The sequence below is a fragment of the Phormidium sp. CCY1219 genome, from assembly GCF_035615515.1.
In the GTDB taxonomy this organism is placed as follows: Bacteria; Cyanobacteriota; Cyanobacteriia; order Cyanobacteriales; family Laspinemataceae; genus CCY1219.
In genome coordinates, this window is the sequence record NZ_JAJENT010000418.1 from 1 (window position 1) to 25,558 (window position 25,558).

16 protein-coding genes are annotated in these 25,558 nt (G+C 51.0%); 7 read left to right on the top strand and 9 right to left on the bottom strand.

Annotated elements, in window-relative coordinates:
• Nucleotides 1-306: 306 nt before the first annotated feature.
• The 4 genes from LKK83_RS09270 to LKK83_RS09285 form a co-directional block, all read right to left on the bottom strand.
• The gene (locus LKK83_RS09270) at nt 307-918 is read right to left on the bottom strand and encodes a hypothetical protein (protein ID WP_324630795.1); all 612 of its coding nucleotides are present in this window, start codon (nt 916-918) and stop codon (nt 307-309) included.
• A 339-nt stretch (nt 919-1,257) separates the two neighbouring features.
• Nucleotides 1,258-1,719 carry a YbhB/YbcL family Raf kinase inhibitor-like protein gene (locus LKK83_RS09275; RefSeq protein WP_324630796.1) on the bottom strand — a complete coding sequence of 154 codons (462 nt, stop codon included), beginning with the start codon at nt 1,717-1,719 and terminating at the stop codon, nt 1,258-1,260.
• A gap of 175 nt (nt 1,720-1,894) precedes the next feature.
• Nucleotides 1,895-2,806: a hypothetical protein gene (locus LKK83_RS09280; protein ID WP_324630797.1), complete on the bottom strand. Its 912-nt coding sequence runs from the start codon at nt 2,804-2,806 to the stop codon at nt 1,895-1,897.
• Between the two features lie 111 nt (nt 2,807-2,917).
• Nucleotides 2,918-3,493, bottom strand: coding sequence for a type 1 glutamine amidotransferase domain-containing protein (locus tag LKK83_RS09285; RefSeq protein ID WP_324630798.1), 576 nt, complete (start codon nt 3,491-3,493; stop codon nt 2,918-2,920).
• 850 nt (nt 3,494-4,343) lie between these two features.
• On the opposite strand from LKK83_RS09285, the gene LKK83_RS09290 reads away from it, so the two are divergent.
• Complete coding sequence (locus LKK83_RS09290) at nt 4,344-6,008, top strand: alpha-amylase family glycosyl hydrolase (RefSeq protein ID WP_324630799.1); 1,665 nt, start codon at nt 4,344-4,346, stop codon at nt 6,006-6,008.
• Nucleotides 6,009-6,132: 124 nt separating this feature from the next.
• Here LKK83_RS09290 and cls read toward each other — a convergent pair whose 3' ends face one another.
• Both cls and LKK83_RS09300 read right to left on the bottom strand, forming a co-directional pair.
• The gene (cls, locus tag LKK83_RS09295) at nt 6,133-7,554 is read right to left on the bottom strand and encodes a cardiolipin synthase (protein ID WP_324630800.1); all 1,422 of its coding nucleotides are present in this window, start codon (nt 7,552-7,554) and stop codon (nt 6,133-6,135) included.
• 81 nt (nt 7,555-7,635) lie between these two features.
• Complete coding sequence (locus LKK83_RS09300) at nt 7,636-8,445, bottom strand: endonuclease/exonuclease/phosphatase family protein (protein ID WP_324630801.1); 810 nt, start codon at nt 8,443-8,445, stop codon at nt 7,636-7,638.
• A gap of 466 nt (nt 8,446-8,911) precedes the next feature.
• Here LKK83_RS09300 and LKK83_RS09305 point away from each other — a divergent pair, with 466 nt between their 5' ends.
• Nucleotides 8,912-9,907 (top strand): manganese catalase family protein, encoded by a 996-nt coding sequence (locus tag LKK83_RS09305; protein ID WP_324630802.1) that lies wholly within the window; start codon nt 8,912-8,914, stop codon nt 9,905-9,907.
• Between the two features lie 156 nt (nt 9,908-10,063).
• Nucleotides 10,064-10,963, top strand: coding sequence for a DsbA family protein (locus LKK83_RS09310; RefSeq protein WP_324630803.1), 900 nt, complete (start codon nt 10,064-10,066; stop codon nt 10,961-10,963).
• Here the strand turns inward: LKK83_RS09310 and LKK83_RS09315 are convergent.
• Both LKK83_RS09315 and LKK83_RS09320 read right to left on the bottom strand, forming a co-directional pair.
• Nucleotides 10,901-11,185 carry a glycosyltransferase family protein gene (locus LKK83_RS09315; RefSeq protein WP_324630804.1) on the bottom strand — a complete coding sequence of 95 codons (285 nt, stop codon included), beginning with the start codon at nt 11,183-11,185 and terminating at the stop codon, nt 10,901-10,903. The two genes, LKK83_RS09310 and LKK83_RS09315, sit on opposite strands and share 63 nt — an antisense overlap.
• Before the next feature lie 245 nt (nt 11,186-11,430).
• Nucleotides 11,431-13,407 (bottom strand): AMP-dependent synthetase/ligase, encoded by a 1,977-nt coding sequence (locus tag LKK83_RS09320; RefSeq protein WP_324630805.1) that lies wholly within the window; start codon nt 13,405-13,407, stop codon nt 11,431-11,433.
• A 482-nt stretch (nt 13,408-13,889) separates the two neighbouring features.
• Here LKK83_RS09320 and LKK83_RS09325 point away from each other — a divergent pair, with 482 nt between their 5' ends.
• Complete coding sequence (locus LKK83_RS09325) at nt 13,890-14,609, top strand: hypothetical protein (protein WP_324630806.1); 720 nt, start codon at nt 13,890-13,892, stop codon at nt 14,607-14,609.
• 104 nt (nt 14,610-14,713) lie between these two features.
• Nucleotides 14,714-16,006 (top strand): hypothetical protein, encoded by a 1,293-nt coding sequence (locus tag LKK83_RS09330; RefSeq protein WP_324630807.1) that lies wholly within the window; start codon nt 14,714-14,716, stop codon nt 16,004-16,006.
• 118 nt (nt 16,007-16,124) lie between these two features.
• Here the strand turns inward: LKK83_RS09330 and LKK83_RS09335 are convergent, their stop codons facing one another.
• The gene (locus LKK83_RS09335) at nt 16,125-17,588 is read right to left on the bottom strand and encodes a carotenoid oxygenase family protein (protein ID WP_324630808.1); all 1,464 of its coding nucleotides are present in this window, start codon (nt 17,586-17,588) and stop codon (nt 16,125-16,127) included.
• A 320-nt stretch (nt 17,589-17,908) separates the two neighbouring features.
• On the opposite strand from LKK83_RS09335, the gene LKK83_RS09340 reads away from it, so the two are divergent.
• The gene (locus LKK83_RS09340; RefSeq protein WP_324630809.1) at nt 17,909-20,464 is read left to right on the top strand and encodes a penicillin acylase family protein; all 2,556 of its coding nucleotides are present in this window, start codon (nt 17,909-17,911) and stop codon (nt 20,462-20,464) included.
• Nucleotides 20,465-21,559: 1,095 nt separating this feature from the next.
• Nucleotides 21,560-25,525, top strand: a complete 3,966-nt coding sequence (locus tag LKK83_RS09345; protein ID WP_324630810.1) for a PAS domain S-box protein — start codon at nt 21,560-21,562, stop codon at nt 25,523-25,525.
• The last annotated feature ends 33 nt before the right edge of the window (nt 25,526-25,558 follow it).

Sequence of the window (25,558 nt, forward strand, 5' to 3'; positions counted from 1 at the left end):
TTTAGGCTGGTCAGGTGGTTAGAAGTACAAGCCCCTGGCTTTAGACATGGGGTTGGTTTCTACGGAGTCCCTGACTACTCGCGGGAGTGGGGTTCAATGCGGGCTGGATCGAACGGCAAGAATAGCTAGCCGCGCGCGGGTCAGCCAATATCCTATTGCATAACAACGTGATTTTGTCAAGGGGAAATCGAACGGAAAATCTCCGTTAAATTCACTCTTTCAAGAATACAAGAGTTGTGGGTGAAATCAATCTGGCGTTGCGGATCGATTCGATTCTCCCGAGAGGCGAATTTTTGATGACTCACCCTAACAAATGGGTTGATTCCCGGGTTTGACTGCATGAATGGACTCGCTACCCGAATCGGGCCACGATCGCCGATAGGAGGCTTCTTCGGGTTTGCCCCATCCCAGTTGCAGTAGGATTTCGAGAAAGTCGGATTTCTCCCATTTAAACAGGGTGGCCCATTCGGTTTTGCGGGCGATCGCCGCTACATCCCCGGGGGAAATCTGCCGATAGTCCGCCCCATGATTGACCCTCAAATACAAGTCCATCTCTGCGGTGACTCCTTCCCAAAATTCTAAGATCGAGGCTTTGGCGGCTTTCAGGGTCTCGCGATCGCACGGGAGGCAAATCAGTTGATCGTCGAGTTGCGGATAGGTTAGGGTTTTTCCTTTCAGGGCGATGTCACGCCACACCAGTCCCGACACTTGATGCGATCGCTGATACTCGTGAACCGCCGCTTTAAAATCTTGATATGCCGTGAATTTCTGCAAGCCTTCTGCTTTGAGGAAATAGTCAACCACCGGCAGCCCAATCGCGGGCGTCGCAGATAAGTTCAGGCGATCCCCTCTCAGACAGGCGCGGCGCTCCTGAGCTAAGATGTCGATTAACTCCTGCGTGCTGTAGACTTTCGCCATGTGAACACCATCTGCCTTGGACTTTTCGAGATTGTGTACTGTTTCAGCAGATTTTTCACAATCTCGGCGGTTTTTCAACCTGAAAGCTGAGTGGATTTTAGCATAAGTCCCGAGGGCTATTCATCTTTAGGGTTGGCAATCTGCAATTCGTTGGCCGCCGATTGCCAAGCAATTTCGCAGGTAAAGACCGGAAATCTCAGGTCTCGACCTGCGAAGCGATCGCCGGGATGAGAGAGGAGCGATCGCGCAGAATTAACGAAAGAAGCCGAACATCAGTTATCCTTGTTCCACCCGAGAAAACCCGGTGCAAAAAGCGCTGCAAATCTCATCCATGCAGTTTTAAGCTGACTGTTTCGCATAGCGCCCCATGAGTTCTACCGCCGTTAAAATATGGCCTTCCATTGCCGCTTTTACTTCTGCCTTGCTTGCACCCGGGGCTAAACTCAACAAGCTATCCAAGGCATAGAGCTTGAAAAAATAGCGATGCGTGCCGCTGGGGGGACAAGGACCGCCATATCCGACCTTGCCAAAGTCGTTTTTCCCCTGGACGCCGCCCCGGTCTAAAGAGGATTCCGTGGGCACTCCTTCGGGCAGGTGACGAATATTTGCCGGAATATCGTAAACCAACCAGTGGGTAAAACTGCGGTTGGGGGCATCCGGGTCTTCCACAATTAACGTAAAGCTACTCGTCCCTTCCGGTGGCGTCCCCCAACTCAGTGGCGGCGAAATATCTTCGCCATCGCAAGTGTATTTTGAAGGGAGAGTGTTGCCGATAAAAAAGGCAGGACTTTTGAATTCCATAAGGTTAACCGATGTTTTTCAGTCTCAAATAAGCTATCATAGTTCAGGTCAGACAAAGCTTTTTTTAAGTTTATCTTAATATTGTTTGAAAAAGCCGGATAATGCCGATAATTTAACCCGAAGCAGGAGAGTTGGAAACGGGAAAAAGTAAGCGGATGAGTTCGGGAGAAAATTATTAAAAAGTGGCAGCGATCGCCACGGTGGCGATGGGGTAGAGATTGACAGAACCATCTCTAACCGATAGGCGGGGAAGCGAGGCCCATCGGAAGTCGCAGGGGGGAATAAAACCGCCCCAGAAAGCACCAGAGTTTAGCGCCATTCCCCAGTTAGCAGGGGTTCGATGGGATGGCGAGTTTTTCGCATCCGCTTTCTCGTTGAGAATTTCCGCCGTGGATTCGGATTCTTCTTGGGGATCGAGTTCCACGCCCAGTTCCTCGGACACATCGGCGCTAGCAGCAATTAACAGCATCTCAGCACCTTCGTAGTCGAGAAAATCCGGCGGATCTGCGGCGATAAAGCGACGAGACGCAAAGCGTTCTTGCAGGGTTTTCGGCAATTGTGGCTTTTGCTGCGATCGCTTCGCGGTGGCTTGGGGAGAAGGTTTTTCCGGATTTTTGATTTGCAAGATGTAACTGGCTTGTTCTGCAATATTGAGTTCCCCTTGCGCTTCCCCCGGATCCTCGGGTAACTCCAGGGCGTAGGCTAAATGGGTGTGACCGTGATGATTGACGATATCGTAGACCCCTTCACCCACGGATCGGGCGGCGGGTTGATGGCGATCGCCGCGCGTTTTGGTTTGGTAAGTGGTACGGCGCAGACCGGCTTCGATTTTTTCAGCAGAGTCGCTGACGCTTTCCACAAACCCCCAGATTTGTGTTCCACCATCGTTGATTTCGGGCAGGTGTTTTGACCCGATCGCCATCAAGCGATAGGATGGCTTTTCGTGGGGTTTGAGTACCATGTAGAAGCGCTGTAGGTCCGCAAGTCCGGTGACAGAATCGGTCTCCACTTTCGGACGATAGCAGAAATATATATTGCCCTTTTCTATAACGTTGACCCGATTGGGTTTATCTGGATTGGATGCCATAAATTTCTGCGATTTTAGCTAAACTGCATCGGTTGCGGTGTGGATGCACGCGAGGGAAACTGGGGTAGGGAGAAGAGTCGCCACCCACCCCGGGAAAGGGTTAACCGATTTCTATCCCACCGCTTGGGGTTGTTTTTGGGATTGTTGCTGGGCCAATAGTTCGAGGGTTTCGCGATTGAAAGCGGGTAAGTCGCGGGGGTTGCGACTGCTGACCCAGTTGCGATCGCGCACCACTTCGCGGTCTTCCCAGTTTCCGCCACTGTTGCGAATGTCATCCACAATGGTGTGATAGCTGGTTAAAGTGCGACCTGGGGTCAGTTCCGCCGACACTAGCAACCAAGCACCGTGACAAATTACCGCGATCGGACGGTTGGTTTCGTCAATGCGCTTGACAAACGCTTGCGCTTTGGGGTTAACCCGCAAGGAATCCGCATTCAATCCGCCCCCGGGAAGTACCACCCCATCGAACTCATCGGGGTTAGCGTCATCCAGGCTCATATCCACCGGGAAGCGATCGCCTTTGTCGTGATGATGGAAGCCTTGCACTTGTCCGGATTGTGGGGAGACGAGTACCGTTTTTGCGCCGGCGCGATCGAGAGCTTGGCGCGGTTCGGTCATTTCCACTTGCTCGAAACCATCGGTGACTAAGATGGCGACGCGCATGTGGTTTAAATTATGTTGTGCCATGATGTTTCTCCTGTGTGATAGTGTGTGTGTCGTGCGATCGCGCGCGCCGATGCGGCGATTCGCTCCCCCAAGCCAGTTCGCATATCACTCATCCCGAATGCGCTCGATTTAGGGAAAGGGGAAGGCATCAGTGGGGTTAATAGCGGTTGCGTCTGGCATCAGTTTAAGGATTGAATAAAGGTGGACGGTCGGCGCAGTGAGCTGGGCGATCGCAATTAAATTTGTTGGGTTTGTTATCCGGGATTTAAGATTCCCTTTCACTGCTGTTTAGTTTACAGCCCTTCTCGCCTCTACCCTTCTATCGAAAGGAAGGGTTCGGGGGAAACAAGCAAAAAATTTCAAATGCCAAAAAATTATCGAGGGAGCCATCGCGCGATCGGCACATTTTTCAGCTTAACCCGCATGAGGGAGAAAACCCTCTACCGAAAGAATAGCTCGCGCCTCTACCCAAAGGCAGAAATTTCCCAGAAGGGAAGGCGCTGCTGCAACAAAACCCTCAAAGAGTGGTGCAGGGCAGCTCCGCGTATTGAAAGCGACAATCGGCTGTTACCAAAAATCTATCTAGCGGTAGATATAAACCGCAAAATTGCGGCAACAATGTTATTATAAAAGCACAAACGATGCCCCGGGGTCGGCAAAAATGACAAGGAGCGATCGTGCTAGGAAGTGGGAAATTTCCGACGGAATGTCTCACCCTGGCTTCCAGAGAAACGAGAGCGATAGGAAAGACGCCGGGGATACAAAAACGTAAAAAAACACAGACCCTTGCTGATTTCGCGGAATGGATTCGCGATCGGCGAGGATTTACGAGAGTTGTATAGATTGGTTGAGAAGAAAAGAGAGGTTTAAAATGGCAACCCCGATTGAATTCACCTTATTTGCACCTTATAATAAAGCAGCAACCCTGAAAGGGTCTTTTTCCGATTGGGAAGAGATACCGATGGAAAAAGACGACCGGGGAAATTTTCGCACCACCGTGGAATTAGAAGATGGGGTTTATGAATACAAATACCGCGTTCGGTCAAAAAGCTGGTTTCTCGACCCCGATGAATGGGTAGAAATCATCGATACCTACGCCACGGATATTAACGATTCCCAACAAAATGGGGTGGTCAGAATTAAAGATGGCGAGCGAATTGTAGATACCTACGTTTGGCAGCATGACGACAAATGGCTACCGCCCAATGACGAGTTAGTGGTTTACGAAATACATGCGGCGGACTTTTGTGGCGGGATAGGAGATTCAATTTCGCGCGGGAGTTACAAAGCACTGACCGAAAAATTAGATTATCTGGCAGATTTGGGAATAAACGCCCTGGAGTTGATGCCGGTGAACGAACACCCGGGAGATAAAGGGTGGGGCTATAACGTTCGCCACTATTTTGCCACAGAATCGAGCTACGGTTCTACAGCAGAGTTAAAGCATTTAATCGACGAGTGCCACGCGCGCGGAATTCGCGTCATTCTCGACGGAATTTACAATCATTCAGAAGATAAATGCCCGTTATTGTTAATCGATCGCGATTACTGGTATTATCACGATCGCCACTACCCCGACGATGCGGATAATTATTGGGGTCCGGAATTTAATTACGATCGTTACGACGAGAATCTCGACATTAAACCCGCCTGGGAATTTATCGGCGATGTGGTGCGTTTTTGGGTCAGCGAATATCATATCGATGGCATTCGTTACGATGCATTGCGTCAACTCGCCAATCGCGATTTTATGAAGTGGATCGCCCAGGAAGCGAGAAACACCGCCGGACCGAAACCCTTTTATAATATTGGGGAAAATATTCCCGATGATTCCAGTATTGCGGCGGGATTAGACGCGCCGATGAATGCCTGTTGGCACGAGAGCTTTCGCTATCATATAGTGGGGCATATTTGCGGCGACACCTTCGATGTAGAGGAACTCAAGAAAGCAATTGATGGGAAGCGCGACGGATATTTGGCGGCGACAGATGCGATTAATTATATCTCCAATCACGACCACCCGCATGTTTTGGCGGAATTAGGCGATCGCGAAATTTTAGATGATGCCGCCTTTCAACGGGCTAAATTAGGAGCTGTTTTATTAATGACCGCAATGGGCGTCCCCATGCTGTGGATGGGCGATGAATTCGGTCAAGCAGACCACGAAAATCCGAATGCCGAATGCGACGTGCAATGGTCTTTGTTAGAAAATGACCGCAATCGCAATTTGTGGGAATTTTATCGCGGATTAATTGCCTTACGCAAAGACAATCCGGCGTTGCACTCTTCCAATATCGAGTTTTTCCACGAAAATCCCGAGGATAAAGTGCTCGCCTACATTCGGTGGAATGACGAAGGAACGCGCCTGGTTGTGGTTGCCAATTTTTCCGATAATTTTCTCGAGGGATATGAAGTGACGGATTGTCCCCACAACGGAACCTGGCACGAATGGACGAAAGATTACGATTTGGAAGTACAAGACAATCGCTTAGTGGTGGATTTGGGAGAATGGGAAGCCCAAGTGTTTGTTTCTTAACCCAAAAAAGCAGATAAAACTTACCTCATGGTTTTCCTCGGGGCGCAGGAACATGCGCCCTTTTTTTTTTGCGGGAAGGGTTGATATCAATTGCGCCAGATTGGTTTGACAAAGCCCCCCAGGATTACAGAATCGGGGACATCAGACGGGCGACGCGAACCGCTAATTTAAACCATAAAGGCTTGGTTTTCATTTCCGATGAGGAGATTAAGTCGGAATTGTTAAAGTCAGTGTTTAGCATTTTCTCAATACGGGTAATAAAACCGCAATTGAGAATAAAAGCCATAATCTCAAAATTTAGCTGAAACGAGCGATTGTCCAGATTTATGGTGCCCACGCCAGCCATTTGGTCATCGAGTAACAGAACTTTTTCGTGCAAAAAGCCGGCGCGATAGCGATAGACCTTGACGCCACTGTTAATCATTTCGGCAGCATAGGAAAAAGAGGCGAGAAAAACCAGCAAGTGGTCCGGGCGATCGGGCAATAAAATCCGCAGGTCTACTCCGCGCAATGCTGCAAGTTTCAGCGCCGTTAATATGGATTCGTTAGGGACGAAATAAGGGGTGGTAATCCACAAGCGATCGCGCGCGGCATTAATCAGACTGACAAACAACAGGGTACAGGTGGAAAATTTATCTCCCGGTCCGCTAGGCACTACCAGTGCGGTTTCGTTTTTCCCAGCAGTAGATTTCACCTGCCAGCAGACCTCGGGAATGTCGCGCACGGCCCAATACCAATCTTTCAGAAAAGCAATTTGAAGGCATTGCACCGCAGGGCCAACTATCTGCAAATGAGTATCCCGCCAAGGACTCAACGGGGGTTTTTTACTGGCATATTCTTCCCCGATATTCAAGCCGCCAATAAATCCAATTTTACCATCAATGACGACAATTTTGCGATGATTGCGGAAATTAATTTGAAACCGATTGCATTGTCCTTTTGTGCTTTTAAATGCTCTCATTTTTATGCCGCGCGATCGCAGCTCTTCCACATACCGATTGGGCAGGGCATAACAGCCGATTTTGTCGTAGAGAAAATAAACCCGAACCCCTTGGTTTGCCTTTTCAATCAACGCCTGTTTAAATTTCTGACCCACCCGGTCATCGCGCACGATATAGAATTGAATCAGAATGTAATCCGTAGCCGATTCTATGGCAGACAAAATTGCCGGAAAGGTTTCCTTGCCATTGATGAGTAACTTCGTCGAATTCCCGCAGGTAAACGGAAAGCGATCGAGGGCTTCAGTGAGTTTCGCTAAAGAAGCAAAACGCCGGGGCGGGTCGATTTGCCATTGATAGATTTCGCGATCGAGTTGTTGAATGATTGTTTGATACTCGCTGTCTGCGCTGCGGTGCGCTTCCACATAACCGTGAAATTTATTTCTGCCAAAAGTCCAGTAGAGGGGAATAGCAATATAGGGAAAAGTGGACAGGGAAAGCGCCCAAGCAATGGCACCTCGGGACGATCGCACCCGCATCACCGCATGAGCGGCGGTGGCAATTCCCAGCCCATGAATTAACAAGACTATCGCAATTACAATTCTCATGTTGTCACTCCCCAAATTGTTCCCCCGCTTGGCACTTCTGTGTCAAGGGTTGATGGCATTTTATCTTTTTTTTGGTTGGTTTTATAGCAAAAGTTCCACCCCCATCGGTGTGTGATCCGAGGAGGTAATTTCTTTGAAGACTGTAGCACTTGCTGGTTTTTGAGACAACCCGCGATAGTAAATCCAATCTAACGGGGGAGAGGCGAAAAAGGTTTTCAGATGGGTTTGTGCCGGGGGAGAAAACTGCACCGGGGTTAAGTGCAAGCGATCGCCCATTAAATTGAGCAATCTCAGTCGCCGCTGACTCCAGGTATTAAAATCCCCACACAGGACGATCGGTTCGGATCGGCGGTGGAGAAATTGTTCGAGTTTATTCAGTTGCGCTGCAAATTTTTCGGAGGTGACAAAATTAATGGCATGGGTGTTGACGACTAACAGGGGTCGATCGCGCTTGGCAATCGCATATTCGACAATCAAGGAAACTTTTGGCGTATTGGTCAGAGGTTCGCAATCTTGGGTCAGCAGTGCGGTTCTGGCGATTGGTTTGACGGGCGAGGCGGTTAAAATGCCGCAATAGTTATCGGTATAAGTATCCCGAAAATTGGGGGCAAAGTTCCAGCCCATTGATTCTAAGGCTAAAATCGATTTGGTTTGGGTATTGAGGCCAATTTCTTGCAAGCAGACCAAATCCGGTTGATAGGTTTCGAGAATGTGAAAAAAGTCTCTGGTCCAAGCGGGGGTGTTATTTTGTTTGGCGACATTCCAGTTCAAAATTTTGACAGCGGGACTGGCGATCGCCTCCTGGGAAAAATTATCGCGATCGATAATGCTTTCTGCCACCATAACAAAGCGGGTGGACAAGGAAAAGAAGTTAAAAAAATTGTTGGTCATCGATAAAACACGGAAGGATAAACGCTGAAAAAATAGAGGGTGGTTTGAGAGTAGGATGGGCATTCTCCACCACTGCCGACAGTTAGAGATGACCCTCGGGCAACAGTTTAGGAGTTGAACTTTCACCGTAGCGCTCCGAGGGGATTTTCTCATCTTCCCATAGGTATAGATAAAGCTCGAATAAAAGATACAAAACAGTGGGTCGGGTTTCTTAAATAAAACAAGAGACCGGCTGAGATTTGAGGGGAGGCGATCGCGGTGGGTTTAGGGGAAATCAACTCAATTTTTTGGAAAATCATCCCTGGGGTATAAAAGAGAGGAGCGCAGAAAGACTAACCTGTGAAAAGAGGTCAGGCTCATCCAAAGCCAATGGTTCTGCGAATCAGCAGAAAGACTCAGGCAAAACAACTCGATCGAAATTGAAGCCGCTCCTTTGTAAAAACCAAAGATTATTCCAGGAAAACACATGTTTTATCACGTCAAAGAGTTACAATACAACGCGCGGGTTTCCGGTCCGGATCCGCGCTTTGCCAGTTTGCTTTTAGAACAATTTGGCGGTCCGAATGGGGAATTGAAGGCAGCGATGCAGTATTTTACCCAAGCTTTTGGTGCCCGTCAGCCGTACCCGGAAAAGTACGATATGTTGATGGATATCGCCACGGAAGAATTCAGCCATTTAGAAATTGTCGGTGCCACGATTACCATGTTGCTAGATGGCATCAACAGCGACCTGAAAGAGGCGGCGGCGAATAGCGAAATCATGCGCTTTCTCAATGGTAACAAAGAAGAGCGGGAGAACATCGTGCATCAAGTAGCGATGACCGGGCCGCAATTAATGGCACGTTCTGGCGGGGGTCCGACGGTGACCGACAGTCAGGGAATGCCGTGGAGTGGCTCTTACGTGACGGCGAATGGCGACCTGACGGTGGATCTGCGATCGAACATTGCCGCCGAGTCGCGCGCCAAAATCGTGTACGAATACTTGATGCAGTACACAGACGATCCCTATGTGAACGACACCCTGCGCTTTTTGATGACCCGGGAAGTCTCTCACTTCAAGATGTTCTCGGCAGCCCTAGATACCATCGAACCCAATTTCCCGCCGGGAGTGCTGCAAGGGGATCCGCGCTACAGTCACCTGTACTTCAACATGTCTAACGGAACCAGCGCGCGCGGTTCCTGGAACGAAGGCCAAGGCCCGTGGGAGTCGGGGGAACAATGGGTATATATTGACGATCCGGTAGACCATGTGGTGAAGAGCAAGGGGTTATCGGAGAATTACCCCGTGCAAGGCAGCAAGCACAGCGAAGAAGAAGTGGCGCGCAAGAACAAGGAGCTGAGCCAGAAGCGATCGCAAGAGGTGAAATCTGCAATGGCACATCACTCAAACCAGTGGTCTGCCTATGGGGAAAACACCTTAGCCAGTCCGAAACAAGCGCAAAACAGTCCGCAATCAAAGTAAGCGATCGCAGAAGGGGTAAATCCTGCGATCGGGCTTTGGCGGGTTAAGCCAATCGTTGTGCGGGGAGGGGCATAAGGGTGCCTCTCCCCACCGCTGGTTTAATTCTCTCATTGTTTGAGAAATTCGCCGTTGAAAATAGAGTTAGGAGGTCAATACATGGTACTGAGTCCCGAAGCCACAAGTGAGACAACCGACAATCCGCTGCAAGTTCCCTCGGAAACCGAAGCGGTGGAATCGATGCCGTCGGATATCGAAATTACCTATTACACCGATCCGCTGTGTTCCTGGAGTTGGGCGATCGAACCGCAGTGGCGGCGGTTGCGCTACGAGTTTGGCGATCGCCTACAGTGGCGTTACGCGATGGGCGGCTTAATTCCCGACTGGCAGAAATTTAGCGACCCGCTCAACGATATTTGTCGCCCGGTGCAGATGGGACCGCTGTGGGTTCAGATTCGGGATATCACCGGGATGCCCGTGCGCGAAGGGATTTGGGTAGAAGACCCGCCGAACTCCTCTTATCCGGCATGTCTGGCGGTGAAAGCCGCCCAACAACAAGGCAACACCGTGGCGGAAGTATATCTGCGTCGCCTGCGCGAGGCGGTGATGGTGGAACAGCGCAATATCGCCCGTGACGAGGTGCTGTGGGAACTGGCGGAGGAACTGTCTGGGGCGATCGACCTGGGGCAATTCCAGGAAGACCTGGACAGTGCGGAGACGGTGGAAGCCTTCCGGGAGGATATCAAGGATATGCGCTATCGCGGGAGCGGTCGCTTTCCCGCCCTCATCTTGCGACCCCGGAATGGACGAGCGGTGCTGCTGGTAGGCTTTCGCCCTTACAAAGTGCTGCGCGACGCGATCGCTCACATTTCGCCGGAGACCGAACCCCAGCGCTCCGCTACCGATGCGATCGCCTATACTACATACTGGGGACGCATCACCGCCCCAGAACTGGCAGAGGCACTGAACCTGCAAACGTCAGACGCTCGCCAGAAGTTAGACGATGCGGTGCAGGAGGGGCATCTCGCGCGATCGGGGGAATTTTATCGGGAGCGATAATGTGAGGCAATCCGGGATAGGGTCGGTGCGCCACCCCTCCCGGCTGTCAATTGTTCCCGTTCGGTGGCTGTAGGTATGTTCGGCGAAAACCCGCTTGCGGGCCGTTTCTCCGATCGCCGTTGCTTGTGCGGGAGTGAGTTGACGCAGGATATCGGCAACGCGATCGCTCAGTCGGTTGCCTAAAAATCCTAAATCGCAGGCAAATTTCGGATCCGGTGGCACGGGGTGATGGGTGTGGGGATCTAAGGCGTTGTAAATGGGAACGCATTGGCGCGCCCCCTTGGCTCTCGCATGTTGCCTTTAATGTCCGTTAGGATATGCTGTTTTGACCGCCAAAACCTGTCAATAAAACTACTTAATATAAATCGAACAAATACTAGCCGCATCCAATTAATTTTTTTCAAATGAAGTCATGTAGGATGGGTCTACCCACCCTACGACTTTAGCTGGGTTTTTTCCCCAGTGACCTATCCAGAAAACATTTGCTCGATTGTCTCTTTATAGCGTTCCAGCACCACATTGCGCTTCACTTTGAGGGTTTGGGTGAGCATGCCATTTTCTTGGGAAAAGGGTTCTAAAAGAAGGCGAAACGAACCGATGCGCTGGTTGGCATTATATCCGGGGCGGTTTTTGATTTCCCGTTCCATTTCTTTTCGGAATAACGATTCGACGGCTTCATTTTTTCCGGCATCGAAAACCCTTTCCGATTCGGTGTTCGAGTCGGTAGAATCGGGTAAATCTAGGGACACTTGATTCTCTTTCGCCCATTGTTTCAGAGCATCGAAATTGGGGACGATTAAGGCACCGAGCGATCGCCGATCTTGTCCGATAATGGTGATTTGGTCGATATACCGACTGCGGGCACAGGCGCGTTCCAGGGGTTGCGGTTCTATATTTTCGCCATTGCTCAACACGATGGTATCTTTCGCCCGCCCGGTTAGCACTAAATTGTCTTGCACCGTCAACCAACCGAGGTCTTCTGTATTGAACCACCCTTCGGCATCAATGACTTTTTCCGTCGCCTCTGGATTGCGATAATAGCCTTGCATAATCTGCGGACCTCGCGCCAAAACTAATCCTTTTTCGCCTTGGGGTAACGTTTCTTTGGTTTCCGGATCGACGATGCGAATTTCCGTCGCGGGAATCGGTTGTCCGGCGGATCCGCGCAGGTTACAATCGGGACTTCTTGCGGTTAAAACTGGGGAGGTTTCGGTCAACCCGTAACCTACCAGCACTTCAATGCCAATTGTTTCGTAAAAGGTATCCAAACTCATGGCGAGAGTGCCACCGCCACAAATGGTTAGCTTTAATTCCGGACTCATTTGTTGGCGTATTTTTTGATAAACTACTCTCTCGGCTAAGCGATGCAGCGGCCAGAAAAATGCCATTTCTCCTCGGGCGCGGAGGCGCTGAAATCCGGAAGGATTTGGACGGTCTAAACTCAGGTTATTGACGATTCGGCGCGCTTGGATGTAGCGATGACTGGCAGACATTAGAAACTTCGCGAGTCGCTGTTTTTGGGGAGATTGTTTGCCTAACTGCTTTTCGATTGCGTCGTGGATGAATTCTAATAAGCGAGGGACGGAGACAAAATAATTGATTTTTTGGGCTTTTAAATCGCGCTTGACGTGGCGCAAATTGGTGTAAACTAAGGTACAGCCTTGGGAAAGAATGTAATACTCGATCGCCCGTTCGTAGATATGCCAAGGGGGAAGAATGCTCGAAACCCGATCGCCGGATTTCACCTTGGCGAAGGCGGATAAGTTATTCACTTGATGGAGTAAATTGCTATGAGAAAGCATCACCGCTTTTGGCTTGCCGGTGGTTCCCGATGTGTAGATCAGCGCCGCTAAAGTGTCGGGGGTTTGTTCTACTGGTTCTAACTCGCGATCGCCTCCGGTTTCTATCAGCCGATTGAAATTGAGAACGCTTAAATTATTATCCGCTTCCGGTTCTTCATCGGAGAGCAAAATAACCACCGCGATCGGCAAGTCATTCAGTCCTTCCCGCAGCTTTTTCAGGGTAGCTTGATTCTCCACTACTAAAGCGGTGGATTCGCTATTGCTGAGGATATAAAGTAGTTCGTCTTTATCGGCGTTGGAACTTCGCACTACATCCACTGCGCCAGCAGTCATAATGCCCATATCGGCGATCGCCCACCGATGACTATTTTCCGAAAACAAGGCCACGCGATCGCCCGGTGTGACCCCCAACTGTTGCAACCCCACGGCAAATTTCACCATGCGATCGCGCGCCTGGGAATAGGTGAGTTTCGCTTCCGGTTTCCCGTGGGGGTCATATAACGCCACGGTATCGCCAAATCGTTCCGCCGCCAACGCCCACATTTCCGGTAAAGCGCTGACTTCGGTATTCTTTTGACCGTTTCGGTTTTCCCTTTCGCTTGCGGTAGGTTGCGTGGCAGTTGCTAAGGAGGGGCGATTCATTTTCTTTTCTTTCTTTTCTTATACCATCCCCGATATGATAATTGTTTTTTGCCATTTTGCACTCTACCTAGGGGTAGAGAATTTAGCCAATTGTGTGAGTTTTTTGGGGTGCAGAGATTACAGTTAAAGTTGATATTTGATGCGGATTTATTATACCACAATTGATGACTTTTTTTCTGGTGTTAAAGAAAAGGAGTCAATTGTGCCACCCACGGCGGGGAGGCGGTATCTCTGGAGGGGAACGAGGGGAACGCGGGGAAGGGCGAGGGCGAGGGGTCACAGCAGGTTGTCATCGGCTGATTTTAGGCTTCAGTTGCGATCTTTCCCGAGAAAGAGGGGAAATTCTACCCATAGAGGGTGGATTTGGGGGGAAGTTCGATGAAAGAATATTGAAGGAGTAAACCCCTCAGAATTGTAGATCGGCGATCGCCGTTTCGCAGTTCTATGAGATTGGACTAAAATTTTAACTAGGCAAGGATGGTATGCAAACCTTTCGATTGACCTCCCTCTTGGGCTTAAAAGTGCGAATAGACTTATGCTGGATGATTATTTTCGCCCTCATCCTGTGGACTTTTACCGCCATCGTATTTCCCTACCAATTCCCCCATCTATCCCCCAGCACGCATTTGGGGATGAGCGTGATGCAAACCCTGTTATTCATGGCGTCTGTGTTTGCCCATCAACTTTCCCAAGCTTTAGTTGTGAGGGCGAAAGGCATTCCGGTGAGCGGAATTAACTTATTGATTTTTGGCAGAATCTGGCGATCGCGCCCCTATACTGAAAATCCGCAAGACGAACTGCAAATTGCCGGGGGGGGACTGATAACCCTGGTGGCGATCGTGCTTTTGTATGCGTTCCTCGGGTGGTGGGGCAACCGCGCGGGGTGGAGTGTGGCGGTGACGGGAATTGCCAATGCTCTCGCCTGGATGAATGGCATGTTAACCATGTTTAAAGTGCTTCCCGGTTTTCCCCTGGATGGCGGGCGCTGGTTCCGCGCCCTAGTCTGGAAACTCACCGGCAACTGGAAAACCGCCACCCGCATTGCTTCTCGATGCGGTGTATATCTCAGTTATGGGATTATCGCCGTGGGCGTGGCAGAACTAATCGGTGGTTACATTCTCGACAGTATGTGGTCGATTTTAATCGGTGGATTTCTCAAAACTGCCATTGTTCAAGGAAACCGCGCCTCTTTAAATCAATAGGGCTTTTTTAGATTAAACAAACCGATAATTCTATACGCTAACAACCAATAATTGCCATTATAGAATATGCAGGCTAAACTAAAAAAAGAATTGAAAAAGGGAGGATGCAACTCTTGCGAAGTGCAATTAGAAGAACGCTGCTATTTCTGACGGGGTTGGCGTTATTAATCGGACTCAGTGGTATCCCGCCAGCGTGGTCTCTAGTGAGCGAAAGCGATCGCGAAGTCGTGGTGCCGGCTTCAGAAGCGATCGCCGATGACTTTTACGCGGCGGGAGAAACCGTCACCATCAATGGCACAGTGGGCGGCGATGCCATTCTCGCCGGGGAACAGCTCATTATCAACGGCGCGATCGAAGGAGATTTAATCGCGGCGGGTCAAACGGTAAAAATTGCCGGTGCGGTAGGAGATGATGTGCGAATCGCGGGGCAAGTGTTAATGCTGGCACCGGAAGCACGCATCGGAGACGATTTGGTTGCGGCGGGGCTGAGTTTGGAAACCCAGACCGGCAGCACCATAGGGGGCAATGTAGCCTTTATGGGGTCCCAGGCACTCCTTGCCGGCACCGTAGGAGAAACGGCACAACTCACCACCAGCGCCTTGCAAGTGCAGGGAACGGTGGGAGGAAACCTGGATGCGAAGGTGGGCGGAAACAATTTCGCGTCTCCGGGAATGTTTGATACGCCGTTACCCATCCCGGAAGTTCCCTCGGGTCTCACCCTCGCTGCTGAGGCGCAGATCCAAGGTAATGTGAGCTATCCCGCAACTGCCGCCGCCAATATCGCTCCGGAAGCTACAATCGGCGGTGAGGTGGTGGTGGTGAAACCCTCGCCCCCCGAGGAGGTTTCCCCTGATGCGGGACAAGTGGTGTGGGAAACCTTGCAGCGTTGGATCGCCTTAAGTTTGGTGGGGTTGCTGCTGCTGTGGCTGGTTCCCGACTGGACGCAAAATCTGGGCGAAACGGCGCGATCGCGAGTTCTGCCCAGCCTCGGTTGGGGAATTCTCACTTTAGTGCTAGTGGGAATTTTGACCGCCCTGGTGATTCCCGCACTCAGCCTGTTGCTCGTGGGTATCTTGGGCACTACCCTCTCCAGTTTAGCGCCCTTGGTTCTGGGAATTGCTTTACTCGCCGAATTGATATTAATTGTCGGTTTCTTGATTTTTGTCGGTTATGTGCCCCAGGTTGCCTTGGGTTGGCTGGGCGGACAGTGGTTGCTCTCATCCATGCAGCCCACTTGGGCCGCTAACCGCTTTTTACCCCTGCTGCTGGGTCTGCTCTTGTTTGTCATTCTCACTGCAATTCCCGGCTTCGGCGCACTTCTCAATCTGGTTATTATGCTCTTGGGTTTGGGCGCTTTCTGGATCTGGATTCGCCCGAAACTCGGATCGGTGTTTTAATCTCGCAATACATACAAATCCCTGTAGCGATGTAGTAGTAGTGTGACTCGTTCCCAGCATCTAGCATCTGCTGGGAACGCCTGGCCCGAGGCTCCGCCTGCGCCACAACCAGGGTAGATTACCGTTTCGCCGCTCTCCAAGTGCCGTGAAAGCTAAAGGGAATCACTTCGGGCAATTCCAAGCGACACACCGGCTCGTCATCTAGGCGATCGCTATCGTAAATCCACACTTCGCTGCGATCGGCATCGCTGTCATACACCACCGACAGAATCCAGCCCAACCCGGGGTCGATCGCATCAGCAGCATAGATCGGCTCGCTCACATAGCGATTTTCGCCTAAATCCGCTTCGGTGAGGGTATTGGTTTCGTAGTCATAGCGCGCCAACTGCTGCAACAATTCCCGGGAAATATCCGCCTCGCGACGGTAGAGCGCCAGATAAGTATAGCGCCAGGATTGCCCCACGCGATCGGGTCGCACTACGGGAAACTCGCTGGGGCGCGCGATCGCTTGCTCCATCTCGACGATTCGGGCGGTTTGCGGCTCTACTCGCACTTTCCACAGCGTGCCACAGGCGGGCGTATGGGTTTCCCCGGTGGCCACTTCCCGCAAGTAGTGATTGGTTTGTGCGAAATCGTCAAACCGCACCAGATCCAGGATGGCGGTTCCGTCTGGCGCAACGCAGCCATTGCCAAAATGCCACTGGAAAAAGGGTTCGGTGTGGTTGCGACTGATGACCTGCAGGGTTTCGCGGTCTACCACGATAATCTCGGTTCCCCGGCGCGGTTGCCATTGTAGCGCTTCGCTATAGCTGCTCAACCCCAACAGCATCGAGAGTCGGTTTAATTCTAACGGGGGCACGAAAAAGATGAGATACTCTCCGGCGAGAACGAAACTATGGATAACCGACACGCTATCGAGTTCGATCGCCGCTTTTTGCCAAATTTTGCCAGTGCGATCGCTTTTGTAAAGATTTAACTGCGGTTTTGCCCCCATGCTCACTCCGAAACTGAATATCTCACCCGTTTGCGGATCGCGCTGCGGATGTGCGGTGTAGGTCTCTTTCCCCTGCAGTGCGCCTAAATTATCCGGTCCGAAGGTTTCCAAAGTGTCCAAATCCAGGGCGTGAGGCCATCCGCCTTCCCACAGGGCTAACAGTTTTTCCGGTAGGGTCAGCACGGAGGTATTGGCCGAGTTTTTAATCGCAGCGCGATCGCCAAACACGCGCATCCAGTAATTCCAAATCGGCCCTGGCTCTTTCATGCCATAATTCGCATACAGAAACCGACCTGCTGCGGATTCTTCTATATATCCTTCGGTTTGCACGAACCGATAAACTCCCGAAGCGCCCGCATCGGTAAACTGCACGGCTAAAATCGCCCCATCGCCATCAAACCAGTGGCCCACCGGTTCGCCGCCGCGTTCTAAGCGCGCCGGACCGTTGCGATACAAGGTGCCGCGCAACCCTTCCGGAATCTGACCGGAAATGATACTCAGGGGCGTGCGAGAAAATTCTGAGGGAATGCGCGCGATCGCTTTCGCCCATCCTTTTTGAGAGGGCTGTACCCGGGGTGCTGTTGTCATCACTAAACCCGCCTATCCAATTGTGACATCGGTAACGAAGCAAGGCGATCGCCTCCATAAAACTCCCAAGACGCCACGTCAGCTTCCTGGTGTCAATGAAGGCATTTAATCCCCTTCCTCCCGCCGCTCATTGTAGCACCACCCAAGCCCAAATTTCTATTCCCAAAGAAAGATTTTTTTTGCGATTTTGCGATAAAATTAGCCCAGGTTCCACCTGCCCTTTTCCGAGACCAGATTCTCGCAACTCTATCGGGGCAGAGGCCACCCTCTCTTATCCTCAAAATTCTCTCTGAATTAATTCTACCAATCGATTGTTCCGCATGAAACTAAACTTCCGCAAACTCTTTACCATCAAACTCTTTACCATCCTCGGCGTCATTGTGCTAGTCGTGGCCCTGCTGCTGGGGGGAAGTGCCACCTACCTGATTCGCGCCTCTTGGCCCCAAGAAAAAGGCGTGGTGCAACTTTCCCAACTTTACGATACCGTCACCGTCTACCGCGATCGCTGGGGCATTCCCCAAATTTACGCCAATAATTCCCATGACTTATTTCTCGCTCAAGGCTATCTCCACGCCCAAGATCGCTTTTGGCAAATGGATTTTTGGCGGCATCTCGGGGCCGGTCGCCTGTCAGAAATGTTTGGCGAATCGCAACTGAAAACCGACCGCTTTTTACGCACCTTGGGATGGGCGCGAATTGCCGAACGGGAATTAGAAATATTACCCGCCGAAGATATGGCCAGCTTACAAGCGTATGCCGAAGGCGTCAATGCTTATTTAGCCACCCATAAAGGCTCTCACCTCAGTTTGGAATATCCGGTGCTAAAGGTTCTCAATCCCAACTATCAACCAGAACCCTGGCAACCTCTCCACACCCTCACCTGGTCAAAAGTGATGGCGTGGGATTTGGGAGAAAATATGCAAAAAGAAATCGAACGGGTGATTTTGCTCAATACCCTTCCTCCAGAACGGGTGGAAGAATTATTCCCCCCTTATCCCGCAGAACACCCCGTCATTGTGAAAAATTTTAACCCGCCAAATCGCAACAAATACAGAAGCATTTCCCCCGGCAAAAATCAGCCGGAAGAAAACAGCTTTTTTTCGGATAACATGTCCTTAAATCCCTGGAAATCGGTGCGGGAAAAAATTATCGCGCTTAACGAGATAGTCGGGCCAACCGGCAGCGCAATTGGGTCGAATAGTTGGGTGGTTTCGGGAGAGAAAACCCGCAGCGGCAAACCCCTGTTGGCGAATGACCCGCATTTAGGGGTACAGATGCCCTCAATTTGGTATGAAAATGGCCTGCATTGCACGGTGAAATCGGCGGAATGTCCTTATGAAGTCACCGGGTTTTCGTTTCCTGGAGTCGTGGGGGTCGTTATCGGACATAGCGATCGCATTGCCTGGGGATTTACCAATGCAATGGCGGATGTGATGGATCTGTACGTGGAAAAAATTAACCCGAATAATCCCGACCAATATGAAGTAAATGGGGAATGGGTAGATATGGAACAAGTCACGGAAACGATCGCGATCGCTGGGGAAGATCCGCGCCCGATTGTCCTGCGCTATACTCGTCACGGCCCGATTATTTCCGATACCTATCCTAAGCTGGCACAATTAGGCTTGCTACCCGGCAACGACCTACCAGAAAACTACGCGATCGCCTTGCGCTGGAATGCCTTAGAACCCGCCCGATTAGTTTCGGCAATTCTCAACATCAATCGCGCCCAAAATTGGCCGGAATTTCGCGCAGCAGCCCAGTTTTTCGATATCGCCCAGCAAAATTTACTTTATGCCGATATCGAGGGCAATATTGGCTTCCAGATGCCTGGAAAACTGCCAATTCGCAGCCGTGGCGACGGACGTTATCCCGTGCTGGGTTGGCGGGAAAATGCGGCGGAATGGACCGATTACGTACCGTTTGAAGACTTGCCATTTCTATTTAATCCCCCGCCAGGATATATCGTCAATGCCAATCACGCGATCGTCGATCGCGATGCTCCCTATTCCATTGCCAAAGATTGGGATTACGGGTTTCGGGCAAAACGGATTGTAGAAGCGATCGCCGAGTCAAATCGGTTGTTTGAATTGTCGGATTTTCAGCAACTCCAGGGAGACAATACCAATCTGAATGCCGAAATTATATTGCCCATTTTCCGAAGTTTGTCTTTTTCCGAAACCCGCTTAGAAACGGCGCGTCAGTTGTTGGTTAACTGGAACGAGAAAAACCAGATAGATCGACCCGAAGCCGCGTTGTTTGAAGCGTTTTGGAAGCATCTGCTCGCGGAAACCTTTCAGGATAGTTTACCGCTGGAATATTGGCCCGATGGCGGCGATCGCTGGATGCAAGTGGTCAAACTAATCCGCCGCGAACCGAATAGTTTTTGGTGGGATAATCAAATCACTTCCGCCCGGGAAACTCGCGACGATATCTTTGAGAATGCGTTGGTCAAAGCTGTGGAAGAATTAGAAGAAACCTTCGGTCCCGATCCGAGTCAGTGGCGTTGGGGAGATTTGCATCCCGTGACCTTTCGCAATAAAAGTCTGGGAGAATCGAATATCCCCGCGATCGAAGCGATATTCAATCGCGGTGCTTTTGCCACTTCTGGCGGAAATGCGATTGTCAATGCCACGGCATGGGATGCAGCAAAATCGTTTGAGGTCAATTGGATTCCCTCAATGCGAATTATCGCCGATTTAAGCGATTTGAATGCATCGGTGGCGATTAATTCCACCGGGCAATCGGGTCATGCATTCCATCGCCACTATCAAGATCAAATCGAACCGTGGCGCAATCTAAAATATCACCCGATGGCAAGCAACGCCGCCGCAACGCTCACCTTAATCCCCTCCTCTCACTCCCAGCGCCACTGATATCCCTGTCGGTTGATTCGCTTGATAAAAGGTTCGGTGGATTGCCTGAAAAAAAAGGGGGGAATTGAAATCCCGCACGGCAGACATATTAAGCCTCCGCCGACTCATGTTTTCCATCTATTGTGCGGGCGATTATCTGACTCGTTCTCAGCTCATGCTGGGAACGGGCAGGGAGATTGATGCGGTTTCCCCCATAAAGGCTCGCTTGCCGCTGTTGATTGGTATCAGTGCCAAGCAAGCCCCTCTATATCGCGCGATGGATGAGAATTGGTCTTTCTGTATTCCCTCGCGGTTGAGGCTGCGGTTCTGGCGAATGGCATCGGTTTTCCCTTGCCCGTCCTTTCATATAACTTTATAACTAAATTAAAATTTAATGAAATTTAGCTCAAAAGAACTGAATTTTACAGAAATCTGCAGTAAGATTAGACGAGAATTAAAATTTTGCCGCTACCTCGTGGCGATAAAAGAGGCAAGGAGAAGAAAATTGCTCAACGCTAAAAAAAGGAATCATGCTATCATATCGGCCCTTTATGTTATCCAATCCTAGGATAGGCTAATCACCTAAATATTGGATAAACCCGGCGATTTAAACGAAGTAGAAGCAGGAATCAAAATTTAAAAATGTTGTGAAATGAAAGGAGAAGGGATTGATTGATTTACAAGGGATAGCCTGCTGTAAGCGCTTAGGCATTAAAATGGGGGAACTGTAGGGAGCGAGACGCAAGCGCCCTGAGCGCAGGCGATCTCCCTTTCCTGCGTTCAGCCCCCTTCGAGCCTCTACGGGCAGAGCTATGCCGAAGGCTTGAGGCACGGTGACAAGAACTGGGATTGAGGGGGTTTGCGCGATGCCGATGCGGACCCGCTGATTCCAAGGGTTTGAGAATATTGCCGGAACAACCATGTCAAAGGAAGGAACGAATCACCAGCATATCTTTCAACATCACCGTTGAAAAAGGCTTGGCACTCGGTTGCGCGCGATTGGGTTGCCAGGAGACAAGCAACCTGGCTCTTGAGGGTCAGGGAAACAGAAAAAAATACTTGCTTGTTTTGGAGGAGTTCCTTCTAATTGACGCAAGGTTAACTATTAAAGCTCTTATGAAAAGCGATCGCCATTCCGCACACCAACTCAGCTATCAGATTGTTTTAGTGTACCTGTTGCTGAGCAGTTTGTGGATTTTACTATCCGACAGAGTGCTCGGGATCCTAACCGACGATTCAACCACCCTAACCCACTGGCAGACGGTGAAAGGCTGGGTATTTGTACTGTTCACCAGCGCCTTGCTGTATCTGCTGATTCGCCTAAACTTGCGATCGCTGGAAAAAGCGGAACGCAAATATCGCAGCATTTTTGAAAATGCCGCCGAGGGCATTTATCAAGTCACGCCGGAGGGATATTATATCAGCGCGAATCCCGCCCTCGCGGAAATTTACGGATATCGCGCCCCCGAAGAGCTGTTCGATTTAAACTGGTGGCAACTCAACGTCGAACCGAATCGGCGAACGGAATTTCTCCGGGAATTGCAACAAACCGGCAACGTTGTGGGGTTTCAATCTCAAGTGTATCGAGCCGATGGCACGCGGATTTGGACCACAGAAAACACCCGGGCGGTTCGGGATAGAAAAGGAACGTTAGTTTACTATGAAGGCACGGTAGAAGACATTACCGATCGCGTGGTGGCCACTTCGGCGCTGCACAAAACCTACAGTCTTTTAAATGCCATCATTGAAGGCACCACCGATGCGGTGTTTGTCAAAGACCGAAAAGGGCGATATTTGCTAGTAAATACAGCATTAACGATACTTTTAGGCAAATCTATGCGCGAAATTATCGGCAAAAGCAATGCCGATTTATTCGGAGCAGAAAAGGCACGCGAAATCCAAGAAACCGAAGCAGAAATTATCGAGAGTGGCGAAACGAGAACCTACGAAAAAGTGACCGAATTTCAAAATAAGAAGCGGACATTTTGGGTCACGAAAGGGGTGTATCGAGATAGCGAGGGGAATCCGATGGGATTAATCGGGATTTTGCGCGATATTAGCGATCGCTTCCAAGCAGAAACCGCGCTTGCAGAAACCAAAGAAAAATTAGAAGCGGTGATTCGCGCAGCGCCGGTGGCGATCGACATGATTTCCCCAGAAGGAAAAGTGTTGATATGGAATCGCGCCGCCGCAAGGATATTCGGATGGAGTGCCAGGGAAGCGATCGGAGCGGTTTTGCCCATTGTCGATCGCCAAAACCCAGAGCAACAAGAACAATTTCTCGCCTGGTTGGACAGTCTCAACCAAGGAGCCACCTTTACCGATTTAGAAACCCGACGCCGCTGCAAAGACGGCACCGAAATCGTTGTCAATCTGAGTGCGGCACCGGTGCGCGATGCCAACGGAGAGATAATCGGCGCGATGGAGATTCTCGCCGATATCAGCGATCGCAAGCGCCTGCAAGGGGAACGCGATCGACTCATTGCCCGACTGCAACGGGAAACCGAGGACCTCACCGCCCTCAGCTTAGTCACTGCTGATAGTACCAGCACCTTAAAACTGTCCCAACTATTTAACGTGATGCTCTCGCGCATTGTAGAAGTCATGCAAGCGGATGCCGCCGTTATCTTATTAAAAGAAGACAACCACCTGCACCAGTCTGCCAGTGTGGGCATCGACTCCGACGCTTTAGACACCTACAAGGTAGCGATTGGGGAATGCTTTGCCGGACGAATTGCCGCCACCCTGCATCCGCTTTACGTGCCAGACGCCACCGAAGACCCGCGCATTACCAGTGATTTTATCGCCCAACGGCAAGTCTGCACCCTGCTGGGCGTCCCCCTGAAACATAATGGCGATCCGATCGGGGTTATACAGGTAGAATGGCGGAACTTTCACCAACTGAGCGATCGCGAGATTCACCTGCTAGAAACCACCGCCGAACGCTGTACGATGGGGATTCTCAACGCCCAGCTTTACGAACAAACCAAACAATTGCACGATCGCCTGCGCTTGCAGATTAACGAAATGCCCAGCGGATGTATCGTGGTAGATTCCCAGTGGCGCTTTACCGACTGGAATCCCGCAGCAAGGCGGATTTTCGGCTACACCGCCGAGGAAATTATCGGCGAGTCCTACGAGGCGCTCGTGCCACCCAACGCCCGAGCGCAGGTGGCGGAAATCTTGGAGCAACTGGTGGAAAATCGCGTCCCGATTCACAGCGTCAACAAAAATCTCACTAAAGACGGCAGAACGATTATCTGCGAGTGGTATAATACCGCCTTGTTCCACGCCGATGGTTCCTTTCACGGTCTCCTGGCGATGGTGCAGGATATCACGGAACGCAAGCGCGCTGAAGACGCCCTGCAAGCCTCAGAAGCCGAACTGCGGGCGCTGTTTGCGGCGATGACCGATGTTATCTTTTCCATCGACCTGCAAGGACGCTATCTGAAAATCGCCCCCACCAATCCCCACTTGCTCTATGAACCGCCCCAAGAACTGCTGGGCAAAACCTTACATGAGGTCTTCGATCGCCCCCTAGCCGATCGCTTTCTCGGCTATATCCAACAAGCGATCGCCGCCCAGGAAACCCGCGAATTCGAGTACAGCTTGCCTATCAACGGCAGCGTGGTGTGGTTTGCCACCAAAATTTCCCCCATGTCCGACCATGCGGCAATTTGGGTGGCGCGCGATATTACCGATCGCAAGACCGCTGAGGCACAACTGAAACACTATGCGTTTTTCGATTCCCTCACCGGCTTGCCCAATCGCACATTCTTGAGCGATCGCCTCGCCGAATTGATAAATGCCGAAACGGCTGTTCCCCCCACCACCGACACCGACGAGCTAAATCCCTCGCCCTCGCCGTGTTTTGCCGTGTTATTGCTCAACCTCGATCGCTTCCGCGCCATCAAATACAGTCTCGGCCATCTCGTGGGCGATCGCCTGCTGCTCACTACCGCACAACGTCTCCGTGCCTGTTTGCGTCCCACGGATTTGCTCGCGCGCATGGGGGGGGATGAATTTGCGATCGTCCTGGAAAATATCCGCGATGTCAGCGACGCCCAACAAATCGCCGAACGGATTCACTCTTCGATGCGCTTTCCCTTCAACCTAGAGGAACATGAGGTATTCTCTACCATGAGCATCGGCATCGCCGTGAATACCTGCGAGTATCACCGCCCGGAAGATATTCTGCGCGATGCCGATACGGCGCTGCATTATGCCAAAAAACAAGGTCACGGTCGTTCGGTGGTGTTCGCCAGAGACATGCACGCCCATGCGATCGCTCGCTTGCAGTTGGAAACCGATCTGCAACGGGCGATCGACCTAGAGCAATTTCAGGTCTTCTATCAACCGATCGTCTCCCTCTCAACCCGCCAACTTGCCGGGTTTGAAGCCTTGGTACGCTGGAATCATCCCCGCCGCGGTAGGGTTTCTCCGGCAGAATTCATTCCCTTAGCGGAGGAAACCGGTTCGATTGTGGCGATCGACCGCTGGGTAGTGCGCGAAGCTTGTACCCAATTAGCGCAGTGGCAAGCTCGCTATCCTGCGGCGGCATCCTTGACGATGAGCGTGAATTTGTCCGGGGTGAATTTCTCTCAAGTGGGCACCATCGAACGTCTCGATCGCATCTTGCGAGAGATCGGCATTGAAGGCCGATTTCTCAAGCTGGAAATTACCGAAAGTGTGATTATGGAAAATCCCACCTCCGCTTTACCCATGCTCGAACAGCTCAAATCCCTGGGAATTCAGCTTTCTATCGATGACTTCGGCACCGGCTACTCCTCTTTGTCTCGCTTGCATCAGCTCCCTCTCGATACCTTAAAAATCGATCGCGAATTTGTTAAGGATATGAAGGGACTGGATGACAGCGCCCAAATCGTGCAGACGATCGTGACCTTAGCCCACAGTCTGGGAATGGATGCGATCGCCGAAGGTATCGAAACCCCCCAACAACTCGAACTCCTGCGAACTCTCGAGTGCGACTACGGTCAAGGCTACTTTTTCGCTCCACCGCTCGAGCGCGATGCGGCGTTGAATTTACTTCGGTCCGATACTCTGTTTCGGGACAATGGATAAACTCGCGATCGCCACTCCTCCCGAATCCGATTA